Below are 15,355 nucleotides of genomic sequence, written 5' to 3'. Positions count from 1 at the left end.
ATTCGCTCGTTCCCAAACTCCAGCGTGAACCAGCACAATACGGGGTGACCGAAGCTACGAAGTTGCCAGACCTGCCTCCCGTCTGTTGCCTTAGACATACAGATCCCATGCTTTCTACGCACAGGTTTTAATTTGTTTCCATATCAGCAGGTTTTAAATTAACCACACGCCCTTTGTCATCTAATTCAGCAACCATTTTCGAATCGCGTTGTTTTAAATAGCCCTCAATTAAAGATTTGACCCGGCTTTGATCTTTATAACCCCATAAGTTATTAACCAGCCCTTCCATAATCATTGCATAAACACAGGCTTCTATACTTTCCATTACTGCCATTTGCGGCGGCTCATTGCTGGTAATACTCGCCTCAGCTTCTAACAAGCGCATAAAAGAAACGAAACGATACAACCCTGAATCCAGTGATATGGAAAAAATGGTTTTTCTGGCATCGACCTGGTTGAGAACTGAGCCATTTTTTACTGAAACTGCCCGCAGCATACTGGTTACCGTATCTCGCCTAAACTCTGTTGATCCTCCCAAGCCGAAATATTTTGCACCCACGCCGCCGGTTAACAAATTAGTCTCGTAGGCAATAACCCCCCTCCAACACGATAGGGGCATACAAAAAAGGCGGTAAATTTGGGCCGTGCGGTTCGGCCTTATTAGCATACATTCCTCAAGTTTGAGCGATGATTTTGCGCTCATTCATCAAATCGGTCAGTCCTTCCCGATCCAGTACGGTAAACCATTTGCCATTACCAGCTTCCATTAATGCCCGAATCAGCATAGAAGTGGCGCCTTGAGTGACAGCTGTGGAATACTGCACCAGGTTTTCGCTGCCTTTGTATTGGCCGGTCTGATCGCGAAATTTATAGACCGCAACCACAATCGGTTCCGACGGCGGCGGTAATGAACGCAACATATGAGAATTTTGGGCTTGTTGACGATCACGCCCAGCGCCACCGACTGGTTAAGCTGATCGCGGATAAAGTGGTTAAAACTGCCCAAATAATCGGCAGGCTTTTCGTTGACACGGTAGAGCTTATATTGATTCAAGCGGCTTAATTGCAACGATCGCTAGCCAGGGTTGCTCATGGTTGGGTTTGCCTATAGGTCGGTAATAATAATCGATCACTTTAAATCCTGCCTCCTCCATAAACATCTTGCTGGAATCAAATTGCATATAATGACCATATCTTTGTCCTGACCAGCCCTCATCATTTCCGCGAGGATTAGACAAAAATAAAATACCGCCTGGCCTTAATGCTGCGTGCAAGTCATCAAGGACTCGTGGCAGTTCCCGGCTGGGAACATGAAACAGGGAGGCATTGGCAAAGATGCCGTCGAAGGCGTGCTTGGACAATTCCAGGCTAAGAAACTTTTGATGAAGAATCTCACAACCCGTATACCTGCGGGCCATATTGCAAAAGACCTCACTGCCATCCAGGCCCACCGGTCTGTGACCCAATGATTGAAAATATTTAACATCTCTTCCCGGTCCGCATCCCAGGTCTAAAATATCCAGCTTTTTGTCTTTTGGAAATGGCGCTAAAAATGCCTCATAGTTCTGAACCACATCGTGGTCTTTTGTTCCATTCCAAAACGTTTCAGCATTCTGATTATAATGACTCAGAGTAACCGTTTCGATTTCATCCAATTCTTCAGTTCTTTGTCCCATAGCCACCTACTTTATCTCTACCGGTCAATTATGACGCTGTTATCTGAATATTTTTCAACGCAGGTTGTGATTTGCATTGATAGATTCTCCCCAATTTATGATTTCTTATCCAGTCGGCTTTGCAGATCGTCGGTGTAATGACGCGACGCCTTGCGGATGAACCGTGTCTGTTTTTGAAAGTTGCGACAGCTGCGCTAAGGTTATTAAGCCTCAAAAAACCGTAAACGACCGAAGGAATGCCTGCCAGTAATTCGATCAGTCGATCGATAACAACCGGCAATGATTCCAGTATCCGGCTTATAGCTTTTTCTATCGAATAGCCGGCACCAACAATACCGGTACCGGCGCTTTCCTAACGATGTTGTGGCTGACGCTGCCGAGAAACACTTTAGAAAACATTGCAATCACCTTATTAGAATTTGTTAGTCTGAAGGCCAGAAATAAAGCCGACTTATCCCGGGAATTTATTCGCACAATGATTGCCGAAGGCAATCATTGTGCGTTTCTTCCCTCCATGGAGATATGCTTTTATTTATCGGGAACGTCAGCGGGCAGACCTTCGTCTGTCGAAATCGCTACAGTGGGAAACCAATGTTTTGTCCGCTTGCAAAAACCCACCAAAGCCAGCATTAGCGGCACTTCGATCAGTACGCCGACGACGGTTGCCAGCGCTGCACCCGACGACAAGCCGAACAGCATCACCGCCGTCGCAATCGCGACTTCAAAATGATTGGAAGCGCCGATCAATGCCGACGGGGCGGCGTTTTCATAGGAGAATCCCCAAAGCTTTGCGGCCACATAGGTGATCGCAAAAATCAATAGGGTCTGTATCGCCAGCGGAATAGCAATCCAAAGAATAGTGAGAGGATTCGCGGTGATCACGTCACCCTTAAAGGAAAACAACAGCACCAAGGTCAGCAGCAACGCGATAATCGTAAGCGGGGTCAGTAGATGCAAAAATTTCTGTTCGAACCAAAGCAGACCTTTATGGGCGACGATCCATTTCCGCGAATAGAAACCGGCTAATAACGGCAACGCGACATAGACGCTAATGGACAACAACAAGGCTTCCCAGGGCACCGGCAACTGCCCGACGCCGAGCAAAAAGCCGCCGATCAAGCCGTACAAGAACAGCATCGCCAGCGAATTGATCGCGACCATGACCAGCGTATGGCCGGCATTGCCTCCGGCCAGATAGCCCCAGACCAGCACCATCGCGGTGCAGGGTGCCACGCCCAATAAAATACAGCCGGCCAGATAGCTGCGCCATAACGGCACCTCCAGCATTTTGACGCCTTCGTGCATGACTACCGTGCCGGAGCCATAACTGCCGCCGATCGGCAAATTCAGTCCGAACGGCATTTTGACCAGATCGACCGCATCGATGCCGATCAATTGCTGCAACAGCACGCCTAAAAAAAGATAAGCGATGCCATACATCGTAAAGGGCTTGATCGCCCAGTTGACGGCCAGCGTCAGCGTCACCGGCTTGATGCTTTTACCGGCCTTGACGACCTCGGCGAAATCAATCTTCACCATGATCGGGTACATCATGAAGAACAGGCAGACGGCAATCGGGATCGATACCACCGGAGCGCCATTGACATCGATACTCATGCCGTCAAGCGTCTTGGCAAATTGCGGCGCATAAGCCCCGAGCAGAATGCCAATGACGATACACAAGCCCACCCATAGCGTCAGATAACGCTCAAAGTAGCCCATATCACGTTTTGTTTCAGTCATGCTGTCCCTCGTTGGCTTAAGCCGTCAATTGGCCAATGGCGTTGAGTTCGGCGGTCAATTCTTCAGGCGGCATCGTTTCCAATGGCAGGGCCAGCATTGCGTTAATGCGTAGTTCCAATGTCCGGTAGGTCTGTTCAAACTCGGCAATTTTTTCTTCCTCGCTGCCTTCCACATGCCCCGGATCCGATACGCCCCAATGCGCCCGAACCGCCTTGGTCAAATAAACCGGGCAGGTTTCACCGGCGGCGTTGTCGCAGACGGTAATGACAATATCCATCGGCTGATGTTCAAATTCCTCCCAGGACTGGCTTTGATAACCTTCCGTCGGCAAACCATGACGCTTCAAGGTAGCCAATGCGCCTTGGTTGATTCTGCCGATCGGATGGCTGCCGGCCGAAAAGGCTTGGATACGGCCTTGGCCCAGATGGTTGAATAAGGCCTCTCCCATCACACTACGGCAGGAGTTGCCGGTACAAATCACAAACACATTTAACATCATGGATTCCTTGGTCATTGAAGGTTTTTTAGGATCGTCTTGATTTCCTCGGGCGACGAGGTTTTGCCGGACAGCACCACGGTATCGTTAATGGCAAGCGCCGGCGTCATCATCACGCCCATGTCGGTTATTTTGCCGATATCGGTAATTTTCTCGATCTCGTAGTCTATGCCCAGTTCTTTGGCAGCGGCTTCGGCATTTGCCGCCAGCAACCTACATTTTTTTACACGTCGCCGCAGCACGATGAAGTTGTCTTCTCGGCTGTAGGACAGCAGGCCGTTGTTGTCTCCTCGGCAGGACAGCAGGCAAACGGATTTTCGCCGTCCGATTGGGCGTTTTGATCGTTAAACGTTGGAACCTCGGACAGCGAATGGAATGACTCCCAGGCAATGCCCTGCGGATCGGTAATCCAGTATTTATCGGAGCGCATATAGCAGCAAGCCGCCTGCTCCTGAGTTTCGATAGGCTGTTGCGTGGCGTCCAGGCGCAGTTTGATGCCCTGCAGTTCCTGCTCGTCTTCGGCCTGGATGCCGAGGTGGTCGAGCCCCAATTTACTGCTGCGGTTGGAAATCGCGAAATTGATGCGCGGATTATCGAGCATCCATTTCGCATAATCTTCATGCCGCACCGTAGGCTCTGTACCGAACAAGGTGCTGTAAAACTGAATGTTTTGCTCGAGGTTCTCTACCGCCAGGTGGATGTGGAATCTTTTCATCTTTAATACCTTTAAATTGATATACGGATAAGCGTATGTTATAAATAAATAAAAATCAGCAATAAATTGCCGCTTCAGGTCTGCATGCCATGTGATGCAAGCGCTCCAGGTCCTTAGTAAACTGGCCGCTGTTATCGACGGCCATTAACGCATTTGCCAGAATCGGAAACGCCCAGTCAGGCAGTTTCGGGCTAATCTGGTAATAAACCCATTGTCCCTCACGACTGTCCTGCAATAAACCGTATTGACGCAATTGCGCCAGATGTCGCGAGATTTTAGGCTGAGACAGATCCAGCGCCGCCGTTAATTCGCAGACGCAGAGCTTGCCTTCTTTTTGTAGCAACGTGACACAGCGCAGACGCGTATCGTCGGACAAACATTTAAAAAATTGAGCCGGTGTAATCATAGGTGTTTTAGTTGTGGATATGTGAATAACCATATATAACTTTAATCAGCCGGTCAAGTTTTATTTTTTGCCTGGCATAAGAAAACACCAAAATAAGCATCATCAAAAACATAGTTGACGATTGAAAAAACGATGGGCTGTGAGTTGATATCAGTGGGAGCGACGCCCTCGTCGCGATTAAAGGGTGGCTCTTGCTCCAGTCGCGACGAGGGCGTCGCTCCACACCTGCTCCTTCAGTGGCTCAATTGATGGGTGGTAACTTCCCGCAATTTCGCACCAGGCCGGTCCAGCCGGTCTGGTGCGAAGCGCCGATGCCGTTGCTTATCAGCCATTCGTATTCAACAGATTCCGCAATCGCTACGTCTCAATTTAAGTCGTGTCATATGTCCCCAACCAACGCTGAATTGACGGCTGTGTTCGCTAACGGAATTCGTAAGTCGTGGTAGCAGGGCGAAACCGCGACAACCTGTGCCGCAAAAATCAATAACCGCGTAACATCAGTAAATTAACAGGCAATCTTTGATGATCATTACCCGGAACTGTCATCAAAGACAATCTCAACCAAAGGCAGTTCCCATTGCTCTACTTTACACCGCGACTGATACGCTGCTTCATTGTCATCCCGATAACGCCTGATCATGGCTAATACCGTAACCGACTCAATCGCGTTGATCTTTGTCGACCAATACTGAGCGCCTTGTTTCGATAATACCGCGACAATCATGTCTTGATTTTTTAACACGACCCTGCCGTTATTATTTTCCATGCTAAGCCGGGAACCGGTGTTCAGCCGGGCAAGATGCTGATGTATGGGATGCGCGGCTTCAAAACTTCCGGCATAACTCAAAGCGACATCCTTCATGCCGACTATCGCGTATTGTTTGGTAGTCGCGCCACTTTGCGTCGGCGGATTAACGGTTCTTGTTAATAGATGGTCGCCGGTAATTTCAGCCAAAAACGGGTTACGCTGGTCTGATCGCTGCATCAAACACAAGGTTTCCTTGGCGCGGGTCATCGCGACATAAAACAAGCGCCGCTGCTCTTCGGTGGCGGGTGTGGTCCAGCCGCCGTCAATGATCGCTAAATGCGAAAACTCCAGGCCTTTTACCGAGTGCACGGTGCTGAGAAAAACGCCCTGCCCCAGACAGCGTTCGCGGCGTTGTTCGGTCAGTATTTCATAAAGGAATTCCAGTGTTTGATGCTTCGGCACCTCGCCGTCATCGGTTTCGTCCTGCCAGACCTGCAACACGCTTTTGAGCTGGTTTAGCCAGATATTGGCCGAGGCACTGCCATAGGTGTGGTCCAGGTAGCGCAGCCAGTCGCCGGCCTTGCTTAACATTTCGGGCGACTGCTTGATAGCCGTCAGTAAATCGGCATTTTCCCTAATGCGAAACACGGGCGGTTGCCGATCGGAAGGCAGCATGATGCTGATCGGAATGTCGTGCAGCTCCAGCAAGGTTCTTACCGGAGCCAGCAAGCGCCATGCGGTTGCCAGCACCGCGCATTGCGACCAGTCCAGCCGACTGTCGAGTTGCCGCAAGCGCAGCAATTCGTCAACCACGGCAACCGCCTGACTGTGCTCATCGGCGGTAATGATGTGCTGTACCCGGCCTTTGCCGACGGGATCGAGTTTTTGCCAGCGCCCTCCGGCATCCAGGATTTTTCTGCCCCGATTGATGCGGATCGGCTGCTGCTGTTTCATCCGATCCTGGTTGTGCCGGATCAACTGATTGGAAGCGGCGATGATGTGCGCGCTGGAACGGTAATTTTCCACCAGGTAATGCACCTTGGCCTGGTAATCGTCTTTAAACTGGCGAATAAAACCGACATTGGCGCCGCGAAACTGGTAAATATTCTGGTCGTCATCGCCTACCGCCAGGATGCCAAGCTTGCGGTCATCGTCCAACGTGCGCCCGGCGATGGCGGAAATTAACTGGTACTGTTCCGCGTCAATATCCTGGTATTCATCGACCAGAATAAACCGATAGCCCGCCAATAACCGATCCCGCGTTTCGTCCGCATCAATGCCCAGCAGTTGTGTGTCGCCGCGCAATAACCCGGTCGCTTCGTTGATAATATCGGCAAAATGCTGGTTCTGGTTGTCGGCGGCAAGGTTTTGGGTTGTTATCGCGTGACCGGTCAGACGCAGACTTAAGCCGTGATAAGTCTGGATCGTCACGCCCTTCGCATCGTCGCCGACCAGGTCAATCAAACGCCGCCGCAATTGGGTAACGGCATTGCGATTAAAACAAAGCACTAAAATGCCTCGGGCAGGGATGCGTTTGACCCTTAGCAAATAAGCGCAGCGATGCACAACCACGCGGGTTTTACCGGAACCCGGCCCTGCCAGGATCAACAAGTTGTCGTCTTCGCCGCTGGCGACCAACGCCATTTGCTCGGCGTTTTGCAAGTCGCTAACGATGCGCTGGAACGATTGCTGGCTGGTGGCGCGTTCGAGTATGTCTTTGCGGTCGGAAAAATAGCGTTTCACAAACTTAGGTTTATCCTGGGAGAAGTACGCGACCACAAACGCCAAGGCATGGCTGATCTTGTCCAACCCGTATTTGGCGTATTCGTTGATCACATGCACCTGAAAAATGCGTTCGCCGTAATGCTGGGATAAGGGCTCGAAATCGCCTTTGTTATATTGACGGCCTTTGGCTTCCGGCAACACCTGAATGGTCATCGCCTGCCGGAATACCGCCAAGCCTTTTTGCAGGGTGATGATTTTTTGTTCATGCAGAAAATTCAACGCGCGCTCGACGGCGGCCAACGGGTCTTTGACTTCTGCCGATGTCACCAAATCCCGGTTTAATACGGCCAATAAATCTTCGGCGGAAAATTCAACCAGCAAATCGGCGGACGGTTTGGTGTTTTCAGGGATGCGCTGCATGATGCCGTCCAAAACCACTTTGGCTACCGCCTGGCGCTTCTCTGCCGTTTCATTCAGCGCTTTCCAGCCACGGTTAAGCTTGACCGCATACTGATCCAGCCCTTTATGCCGGAGCGTCAGACTGCCTTTTTGTCCGGCCAAACCTTTGCCGTCTTTAGCCAGGCTGCCCAGCAACAAACGCAAAATCTCGGGATTGCTGTTTTCGTGGCCGTCGTTAAGCAGGCTTTGATTCACATGGCGCAATGATAAAGTTTGCCAAGGCTCGCTGTCGGCATCGGGCGCCTGCTCTTGCAGCGCCTTGAGCATGACCCGTTCCAACGCGCAGACTTTTTCCAGCATCAGGGCGGAAGAGTTGCTGACCTTGTAGCGAACGAACGCCGTCAATAACAGGCTTTTTTGGATCAGCCCCGCGCCGGCCATATCGTATAAGGTTCGTATCACCCGTTGGCCGGCGGTTTCATTGATCTTTCCGTTTTTTTGATCGTCTTTATCCGTGGTAAAAGCGCCGAGCATAGCCAGCTCGTCCGCGCTAAAGCCTTCGTCGCTTTTCGCATTAAACAGTTCATCCAGAATCGCCAGCCAGCGCTGTTGCTGGCGTTTCGACAAACCCAGTTTTTCAATTTTGGTTTTGGCTTCATCCATGCTTTTAACCAGCGGACGGCCTTGAAATACCTGGGTAAGGTTTTCATCCCGTTTGATGAATCCGGCGCGTTCCAGCCACGACACCGCCATTTTCACCTTGGTATCGGCGTTATGATCTTCATTATCGAAAGACGTGTGCACGTCGTCGTCCATCAGCAATTCGCCGGTCGTCAATACCACATTGCCGGATTTATCTTTTCTGGTTTTGCGTAACCCTCTTAAAATCTGCGCAATATCGCGCTGGTTGATTTGCGAGGAAGCCGATAATTTGAACTGGGTCTCGATGTCGTTTTCATCGAATAACAATACGCATTCCGCATCTTTTTGATCCCGCCCTGCGCGTCCCGCCTCCTGTAGATAATTTTCGATCGAGCCGGGGATGTCCGCATGAATGACCAAGCGCACGTCTTCTTTATCGATGCCCATGCCGAAGGCATTGGTCGCCGTGATGATCCGGGTGGTGCTGTTGATGAAATTTTCCTGAATATGCTTTTTCTCGGCGGAATCCTTGCCGGCATGGAAGGCTTCAACCTGCCAGCCTTGTTGCTGTAAATACTCGGCGATTTCTTCGGTGTTTTTGCGCGTTGAACAATAAATAATCGCGCTGCCGCCGTCGGCCTGTTTGGATAAGCGCTCGATTAACAGGCTGTTGATGCGCGGATATTTGTCCGCGCCATTGACGGTCTGCACTTCAAAGCGCAAATTGTCCCGTTTTACGCCGCCTTCAAATACGACCAAGTCCTGCGCCAATTCGGCCTTAAAATAATCGATGATTTCATCTTTCACATCCTGCTTCGCGGTGGCGGTAAAGCATTGCACCGGCGGCAATACGGCTTTCTGCCGTAACGCAAACTCCTTAATAAAGCGCGCGGCATACAAATAATCCGGCCTGAAATCATGGCCCCATTTGGACAAACAATGCGCCTCGTCAAACACCCAGCAACCGATCTCCCGGTATTCGACGGCTTTTTGAAAGCTCCGATTGCGCAACTGCTCCGGCGACACATACAACAGCGCAATATCGCCGTATTGTATGCCCTGCAATACCTCGCCGCGCTCCGGTGCGGTCAGCATGCCGGATAAAGCGGCGGCGTTGGGCGCGCCGGTTTTATTGCGCAAGTTATCCACCTGATCCTTCATCAACGCCTGTAACGGCGACACCACGATGGTTAAAACGCCGCGCCGTTGATAACGCACTAAAGCCGGTAGTTGGAAACACAACGACTTGCCGCCGCCGGTCGGTAATATCGCAAACAACGGCTTACCGCACATCGCGGCCTTGACGATATTTTCCTGCAAGCTGCTGCCATCAGCGGCAGGCGGCTCCTGCCTGAACTGGGTAAAGCCGAAATAACGTTCCAGCCAGATGACCGGATCATGCATGTGTGTGCAATATGCGCAAGCCGGATTAGTGCAGGGAATATCTCTTAACCGGGTCAGTGTCGGCGCGACATCCTCAAAACGCAAGCGCACCCACGGCGGCAACACCGAATTGCCGCCCGCCACCCGTAACCATGCGAGACAATAGGCTAAAGCGGCTGTTGGGGCAAAATCATCCGCCATTGAGCGGATAGCCTCTATACAAATCGTAGGATGTGCTGACGAAGGAAGCGCATCGTTCGCGATATATTGATGCGCCCTTTCGACAGGCTCAGGACAGGCTTCACTGCGCTCAGCACATCCTACAACCTTACCTAGCGTTAAGCGCTCGAATAAATCCAATGCCCCGGCCGCATCGACAGCTTTTGCCCCCATTGCCGACAAGGCTTGCTGCACCCCGGAAAATTGCGGACTGCCGGAAAAAGCATACTGATAAAAATCCAGCAAGCCGCCCTCGGCCTGTTGCTGTTGTAACGCGTCCCATTGATCCTTAAACAGTGCTAAGGCCAGACGCGCATCGGCCAAAGGATCGTTTAAGCTGTAGTGTACCAACTTGTAGTCTTTAACCAGCCGGTGATAGGGATTTTCGGGAAACGCGAGCGGCGACAGCAATAAGGTATCAACCACCGGCTTGTTTAGAAAGTTAAGCTGTGGGGAGATAGCCCGGCAAACCGGAAGATCATGCTCAAGGATGTTATGCCCTAACAGATAGCTTGCATCGCGAGCAAAATCGTCAAACTCAGCCAGTATTTTTTGAATATTGAAAGGCGCTTTGCGTTGAAAGGTTTTATCGTTAAGGACCGCGCCTATCGCAAAGATCTCGCCGTTTTCATTGGTTTCTAAATCCAGGCTGCAGCAGCTGTTTTGAAATGTTTGCCAGTCCATTGCGTGACTATTTTTCCTATGGTTGTTTAGCGCTGCTCTCATCGTATCAGTCTTGGCGTGATTGCACCAATGTTGCCCCCTGTACAAACTTTATTATGCCGACACCTCAACAGTATTGCCCGGCGCACCAGGCTGATGACCATGCCCATTGAAAATTATAGCCGCCCAGCCAGCCGGTCACATCCAGCACATTCAACTCGGTGATGGAGTTTCAATCCACGCGCTCACGCGGGGCGCGACGTTTATCCGGCCTATCGATTACCGTTGCTGATGGTTTCAATCCACGCGCCCACGCGGGGCGCGACCGGTTGCTCTCAAGCGACCGTTAGCGACTGGGTGTTTCAATCCACGCGCCCACGCGGGGCGCGACCGTACCCGCCGTTATCGTTTGACTGCCGAATGTGTTTCAATCCACGCGCCCACGCGGGGCGCGACTTAAAAAATCTAATTAAAACAACAGGCAAAATGTTTCAATCCACGCGCCCACGCGGGGCGCGACGTGGTGAACTTAACCAACAACACGCTCACCATGTTTCAATCCACGCGCCCACGCGGGGCGCGACTGATCCGTTCTCGTCACTGGATTCAGTCACGGAGTTTCAATCCACGCGCCCACGCGGGGCGCGACTGATGAGTTACGTAAAAAGTCGCAGGAGTTCGAGTTTCAATCCACGCGCCCACGCGGGGCGCGACGTAATATCAATGACAAAACAATCTATTGATGAGGTTTCAATCCACGCGCCCACGCGGGGCGCGACGGCTTGTTGCTGCACTAAAAATGCTATAGCACGTTTCAATCCACGCGCCCACGCGGGGCGCGACCCTTGTGTATCATCGCCGTTAATCCATGCGCTGTTTCAATCCACGCGCCCACGCGGGGCGCGACCGGCAATGAATCATCATGGAGCCATGCTCGATGTTTCAATCCACGCGCCCACGCGGGGCGCGACAGTAAATGCGGGCTTCTATATCGCCCCTGCATGTTTCAATCCACGCGCCCACGCGGGGCGCGACTTACCTTTTACCCATTGCTGCACGGCTTGCGGAGTTTCAATCCACGCGCCCACGCGGGGCGCGACCAATAATTTCTATGCGCCAGTTGTCACAGCAGGTTTCAATCCACGCGCCCACGCGGGGCGCGACCATCGCATCCTGGAAATGCACAACACCGTGCTGTTTCAATCCACGCGCCCACGCGGGGCGCGACGTGCGAGTCGTGCTGTGCATCCGTTGTTAGCCGTTTCAATCCACGCGCCCACGCGGGGCGCGACGCCAAACAAGAGATACTGTCGCCGCCAGTCAACGTTTCAATCCACGCGCCCACGCGGGGCGCGACCTGCGAACTTGGAGCCTACCTCATCCAGATAGGCGTTTCAATCCACGCGCCCACGCGGGGCGCGACACGCCGCTTGGACGGGGCGCTTTATACCAACAGTTTCAATCCACGCGCCCACGCGGGGCGCGACTCAATGAATGCCTCGAAGAGCACGGCTTTAGTGTTTCAATCCACGCGCCCACGCGGGGCGCGACCTTGGCAGGATATGGATAGCATACCTACTGATGGTTTCAATCCACGCGCCCACGCGGGGCGCGACCCTACGTCGGGCATTATCGACTACAGCCGAAAAGTTTCAATCCACGCGCCCACGCGGGGCGCGACGTGATGTTAACGATTTTGACTGTAATAGCGTTGTTTCAATCCACGCGCCCACGCGGGGCGCGACCGGTCAGGCTGGCACTGTCCGACCAGCTCAAGGTTTCAATCCACGCGCCCACGCGGGGCGCGACCAATCTTGGGCGCGGGTGTAAGGGTAAATATTGGTTTCAATCCACGCGCCCACGCGGGGCGCGACAAGTTTGCAACGGATATTCGTCAGCAAAAACAGTTTCAATCCACGCGCCCACGCGGGGCGCGACATGCATTAACCTGTCGCCCGTTTCCCAGTGTTGGTTTCAATCCACGCGCCCACGCGGGGCGCGACAAATCACACAACGGATTGAAACTCATAGACTGAGTTTCAATCCACGCGCCCACGCGGGGCGCGACCAAAAAAGGGTACGCGATCCTGAATCAACGAGGTTTCAATCCACGCGCCCACGCGGGGCGCGACGGATCACAAGAAATTGTCGGAGCCGGTAACGCAGTTTCAATCCACGCGCCCACGCGGGGCGCGACCCGATACGGTTGCGCCTGCGCCCGATGTATCAGTTTCAATCCACGCGCCCACGCGGGGCGCGACTAAACTTCAGGATAATCGCAGACTGGCGGAGTGTTTCAATCCACGCGCCCACGCGGGGCGCGACCACGATAACGTCGAATCAATGTAACATAAGAACCGTTTCAATCCACGCGCCCACGCGGGGCGCGACATGGTAAATGAGTAATAAATTTGTAATTGGTGTTTCAATCCACGCGCCCACGCGGGGCGCGACTCGTATCAGTAACAGCAAGCGATGACAGTAACGTTTCAATCCACGCGCCCACGCGGGGCGCGACCGCTTATGCCGAAAGCGAGTTAAACAATGAGTGTTTCAATCCACGCGCCCACGCGGGGCGCGACCTGCTGCAGAAAAAACAGTTTTTGATCGGGCTGTTTCAATCCACGCGCCCACGCGGGGCGCGACATCCGGAAGCATTCGCTAGGACGGGTGAGATTATGTTTCAATCCACGCGCCCACGCGGGGCGCGACAAGCGCTTGCCGTCCTTATAGCCTAGCTTGCCGTTTCAATCCACGCGCCCACGCGGGGCGCGACAAAGACAAGCCCTGTATCGACCTGGTTCCCCCGGTTTCAATCCACGCGCCCACGCGGGGCGCGACTCTTATCGGCATTAATTGCCAGGAACAATAAATGTTTCAATCCACGCGCCCACGCGGGGCGCGACCAGGGGGCATTGATAGCACTTGTACGCCAGTTTGTTTCAATCCACGCGCCCACGCGGGGCGCGACCTAACCTGATCTTTACGGCAACACGTTTGCTGGGTTTCAATCCACGCGCCCACGCGGGGCGCGACCTGTTTCCAGGTCGTTGGCGCTGAACGGTACAATGTTTCAATCCACGCGCCCACGCGGGGCGCGACAACTTGGAGCGCCTTCGTAGCGCATAGGGATAGTTTCAATCCACGCGCCCACGCGGGGCGCGACAGGCACGGTCTCAGCGACAGTCACATGGTATGGTTTCAATCCACGCGCCCACGCGGGGCGCGACCTGACCTGTTTACCAACGGCACCTATTTTAATGTTTCAATCCACGCGCCCACGCGGGGCGCGACCGAGTACACGCAATCAATTATAGCGGGTACCGGTTTCAATCCACGCGCCCACGCGGGGCGCGACTTTGAGCTTTATATATTAAGAGTAAAAAATTATGTTTCAATCCACGCGCCCACGCGGGGCGCGACGTAATCCGCTAGCCTCTGCTTCCGCTACCGCTGTTTCAATCCACGCGCCCACGCGGGGCGCGACCGACTCCGGCCGATTTGAGCGAGGCGTCTCTTGTTTCAATCCACGCGCCCACGCGGGGCGCGACCCGCTTCTGGTCAAAACAATCGCTCATCAAGGAGTTTCAATCCACGCGCCCACGCGGGGCGCGACGTTGGTTCCCTGTATTCTCTAGCTTAATTAGAGTTTCAATCCACGCGCCCACGCGGGGCGCGACGCCCAGCACGTAGCAGACCGGGCCGTTACGGAAGTTTCAATCCACGCGCCCACGCGGGGCGCGACAAGCTAAAGTCGACGAGCAAGCGCGAATTGACGTTTCAATCCACGCGCCCACGCGGGGCGCGACTATAAATAACCGTGTTGACCACGATAACTAAACGTTTCAATCCACGCGCCCACGCGGGGCGCGACGCCATTGAAACAACAGAGCCGACCGTGATACCGCGTTTCAATCCACGCGCCCACGCGGGGCGCGACTTCGACATGGATATTCATGAGTTGTTTGGGGTTGTTTCAATCCACGCGCCCACGCGGGGCGCGACGCGAGTAGAGTTATTTAAATGGCATTAATCACCGTTTCAATCCACGCGCCCACGCGGGGCGCGACAGCGGATGCTTAACTAATTGAATTTAATGGCCGAAAAACCAATAACTTGCGAATCAATCAAATCATCTGCAAAAAGCATTATAAATTATTTACCAATCAAATAAAAAATCAAAAAAATCAATCTATTAACGTAGATGCGGAATCTTGATATTTTTATGTTAGCTTGTGGTTCGCACTAGAGTAATAACAAGCCGTTTAAATCTAATACTGTTTTGGCTCCAATATGTTCAATACGACGCTCCCAATTATTACCCAAATAATAAAACCGTAAACTATCCAAAGATTCATCCATAACGGCTATTAAATCACTTTTTAATTTCGTCCATTGCGCCATATCAACTTCAATTTCAAATACCGAATACTGCACTCGCTGCCCATACACAAGGCATAATTTAGCCATTCTGCGCAGGCGTTTTGGCCCGGTATCATTTTTAAAACTAACATCGTAGGTCACTAAAATCATCATCTTA

General features: G+C 52.5%; 12 protein-coding genes and 1 CRISPR repeat array. Of the genes, 1 reads left to right on the top strand and 11 read right to left on the bottom strand.

The features are described from left to right. Positions 1–127 precede the first annotated feature (127 nt). Positions 128–619, bottom strand: coding sequence for a CsgG/HfaB family protein (locus tag RW114_RS09225; protein WP_340122474.1), 492 nt, complete (start codon positions 617–619; stop codon positions 128–130). Positions 620–674: 55 nt separating this feature from the next. After that, positions 675–920: a CsgG/HfaB family protein gene (locus tag RW114_RS09220; protein WP_340122460.1), complete on the bottom strand. Its 246-nt coding sequence runs from the start codon at positions 918–920 to the stop codon at positions 675–677. Between RW114_RS09220 and RW114_RS09215 the strand changes: the two genes are divergently transcribed. Further along, a complete protein-coding gene (locus RW114_RS09215; protein WP_340122459.1) occupies positions 908–1,063 on the top strand; it encodes a hypothetical protein in 156 nt (51 codons plus the stop codon). The genes RW114_RS09220 and RW114_RS09215 overlap by 13 nt on opposite strands. Here RW114_RS09215 and RW114_RS09210 read toward each other — a convergent pair. From RW114_RS09210 to cas2, 9 genes are all read right to left on the bottom strand, one after another. Continuing rightward, positions 1,041–1,676: a methyltransferase domain-containing protein gene (locus tag RW114_RS09210; RefSeq protein ID WP_340122458.1), complete on the bottom strand. Its 636-nt coding sequence runs from the start codon at positions 1,674–1,676 to the stop codon at positions 1,041–1,043. The genes RW114_RS09215 and RW114_RS09210 overlap by 23 nt on opposite strands. A 309-nt stretch (positions 1,677–1,985) precedes the next feature. Continuing rightward, entirely contained in the window at positions 1,986–2,075 is a 90-nt protein-coding gene (locus tag RW114_RS09205; protein WP_340122457.1) for a universal stress protein, read from the bottom strand. Positions 2,076–2,204: 129 nt separating this feature from the next. Then, a complete protein-coding gene (gene arsB / locus RW114_RS09200) occupies positions 2,205–3,419 on the bottom strand; it encodes an ACR3 family arsenite efflux transporter (RefSeq protein WP_340122456.1) in 1,215 nt (404 codons plus the stop codon). 16 nt (positions 3,420–3,435) lie between these two features. Continuing rightward, positions 3,436–3,915 (bottom strand): arsenate reductase ArsC, encoded by a 480-nt coding sequence (locus RW114_RS09195; RefSeq protein WP_340122455.1) that lies wholly within the window; start codon positions 3,913–3,915, stop codon positions 3,436–3,438. 14 nt (positions 3,916–3,929) lie between these two features. After that, positions 3,930–4,157, bottom strand: coding sequence for a thioredoxin family protein (locus RW114_RS09190; RefSeq protein ID WP_340122454.1), 228 nt, complete (start codon positions 4,155–4,157; stop codon positions 3,930–3,932). Continuing rightward, on the bottom strand, positions 4,139–4,630 hold the full coding sequence (locus RW114_RS09185) for an ArsI/CadI family heavy metal resistance metalloenzyme (protein ID WP_340122453.1): 492 nt from the start codon (positions 4,628–4,630) through the stop codon (positions 4,139–4,141). Before RW114_RS09185 ends, RW114_RS09190 begins: the two co-directional genes overlap by 19 nt. A gap of 55 nt (positions 4,631–4,685) precedes the next feature. Beyond that, positions 4,686–5,036 carry a metalloregulator ArsR/SmtB family transcription factor gene (locus RW114_RS09180; protein ID WP_422614800.1) on the bottom strand — a complete coding sequence of 117 codons (351 nt, stop codon included), beginning with the start codon at positions 5,034–5,036 and terminating at the stop codon, positions 4,686–4,688. A 529-nt stretch (positions 5,037–5,565) separates the two neighbouring features. Beyond that, the gene (locus RW114_RS09175) at positions 5,566–10,836 is read right to left on the bottom strand and encodes a RecQ family ATP-dependent DNA helicase (RefSeq protein WP_340122452.1); all 5,271 of its coding nucleotides are present in this window, start codon (positions 10,834–10,836) and stop codon (positions 5,566–5,568) included. Between the two features lie 208 nt (positions 10,837–11,044). Next, a CRISPR array of direct repeats spans positions 11,045–14,885; the repeat unit is 32 nt; unit sequence GTTTCAATCCACGCGCCCACGCGGGGCGCGAC. A gap of 175 nt (positions 14,886–15,060) precedes the next feature. Then, the gene (gene cas2 / locus RW114_RS09165; protein WP_340122451.1) at positions 15,061–15,351 is read right to left on the bottom strand and encodes a CRISPR-associated endonuclease Cas2; all 291 of its coding nucleotides are present in this window, start codon (positions 15,349–15,351) and stop codon (positions 15,061–15,063) included. Between the last annotated feature and the right edge of the window lie 4 nt (positions 15,352–15,355).

This window comes from Methylobacter svalbardensis, from assembly GCF_037671525.1.
GTDB classification, from domain to species: Bacteria; Pseudomonadota; Gammaproteobacteria; order Methylococcales; family Methylomonadaceae; genus Methylobacter_A; species Methylobacter_A svalbardensis.
The sequence above is the reverse complement of the archived record's forward strand: the minus strand, read 5'-3'. Positions and strand labels throughout refer to the sequence as shown.

Coding starts and splice junctions, on each gene's coding strand:
- RW114_RS09225 (WP_340122474.1), bottom strand. CDS start 619: ATGCCCCTATCGTGTTGGAGGGGGGTTATTGCCTACGAGACTAATTTG.
- RW114_RS09215 (WP_340122459.1), top strand. CDS start 908: ATGAACGCAACATATGAGAATTTTGGGCTTGTTGACGATCACGCCCAG.
- RW114_RS09220 (WP_340122460.1), bottom strand. CDS start 920: ATGTTGCGTTCATTACCGCCGCCGTCGGAACCGATTGTGGTTGCGGTC.
- RW114_RS09210 (WP_340122458.1), bottom strand. CDS start 1,676: ATGGGACAAAGAACTGAAGAATTGGATGAAATCGAAACGGTTACTCTG.
- RW114_RS09205 (WP_340122457.1), bottom strand. CDS start 2,075: ATGTTTTCTAAAGTGTTTCTCGGCAGCGTCAGCCACAACATCGTTAGG.
- arsB (WP_340122456.1), bottom strand. CDS start 3,419: ATGACTGAAACAAAACGTGATATGGGCTACTTTGAGCGTTATCTGACG.
- RW114_RS09195 (WP_340122455.1), bottom strand. CDS start 3,915: ATGTTAAATGTGTTTGTGATTTGTACCGGCAACTCCTGCCGTAGTGTG.
- RW114_RS09185 (WP_340122453.1), bottom strand. CDS start 4,630: ATGAAAAGATTCCACATCCACCTGGCGGTAGAGAACCTCGAGCAAAAC.
- RW114_RS09180 (WP_422614800.1), bottom strand. CDS start 5,036: ATGATTACACCGGCTCAATTTTTTAAATGTTTGTCCGACGATACGCGT.
- RW114_RS09175 (WP_340122452.1), bottom strand. CDS start 10,836: ATGGACTGGCAAACATTTCAAAACAGCTGCTGCAGCCTGGATTTAGAA.
- cas2 (WP_340122451.1), bottom strand. CDS start 15,351: ATGATGATTTTAGTGACCTACGATGTTAGTTTTAAAAATGATACCGGG.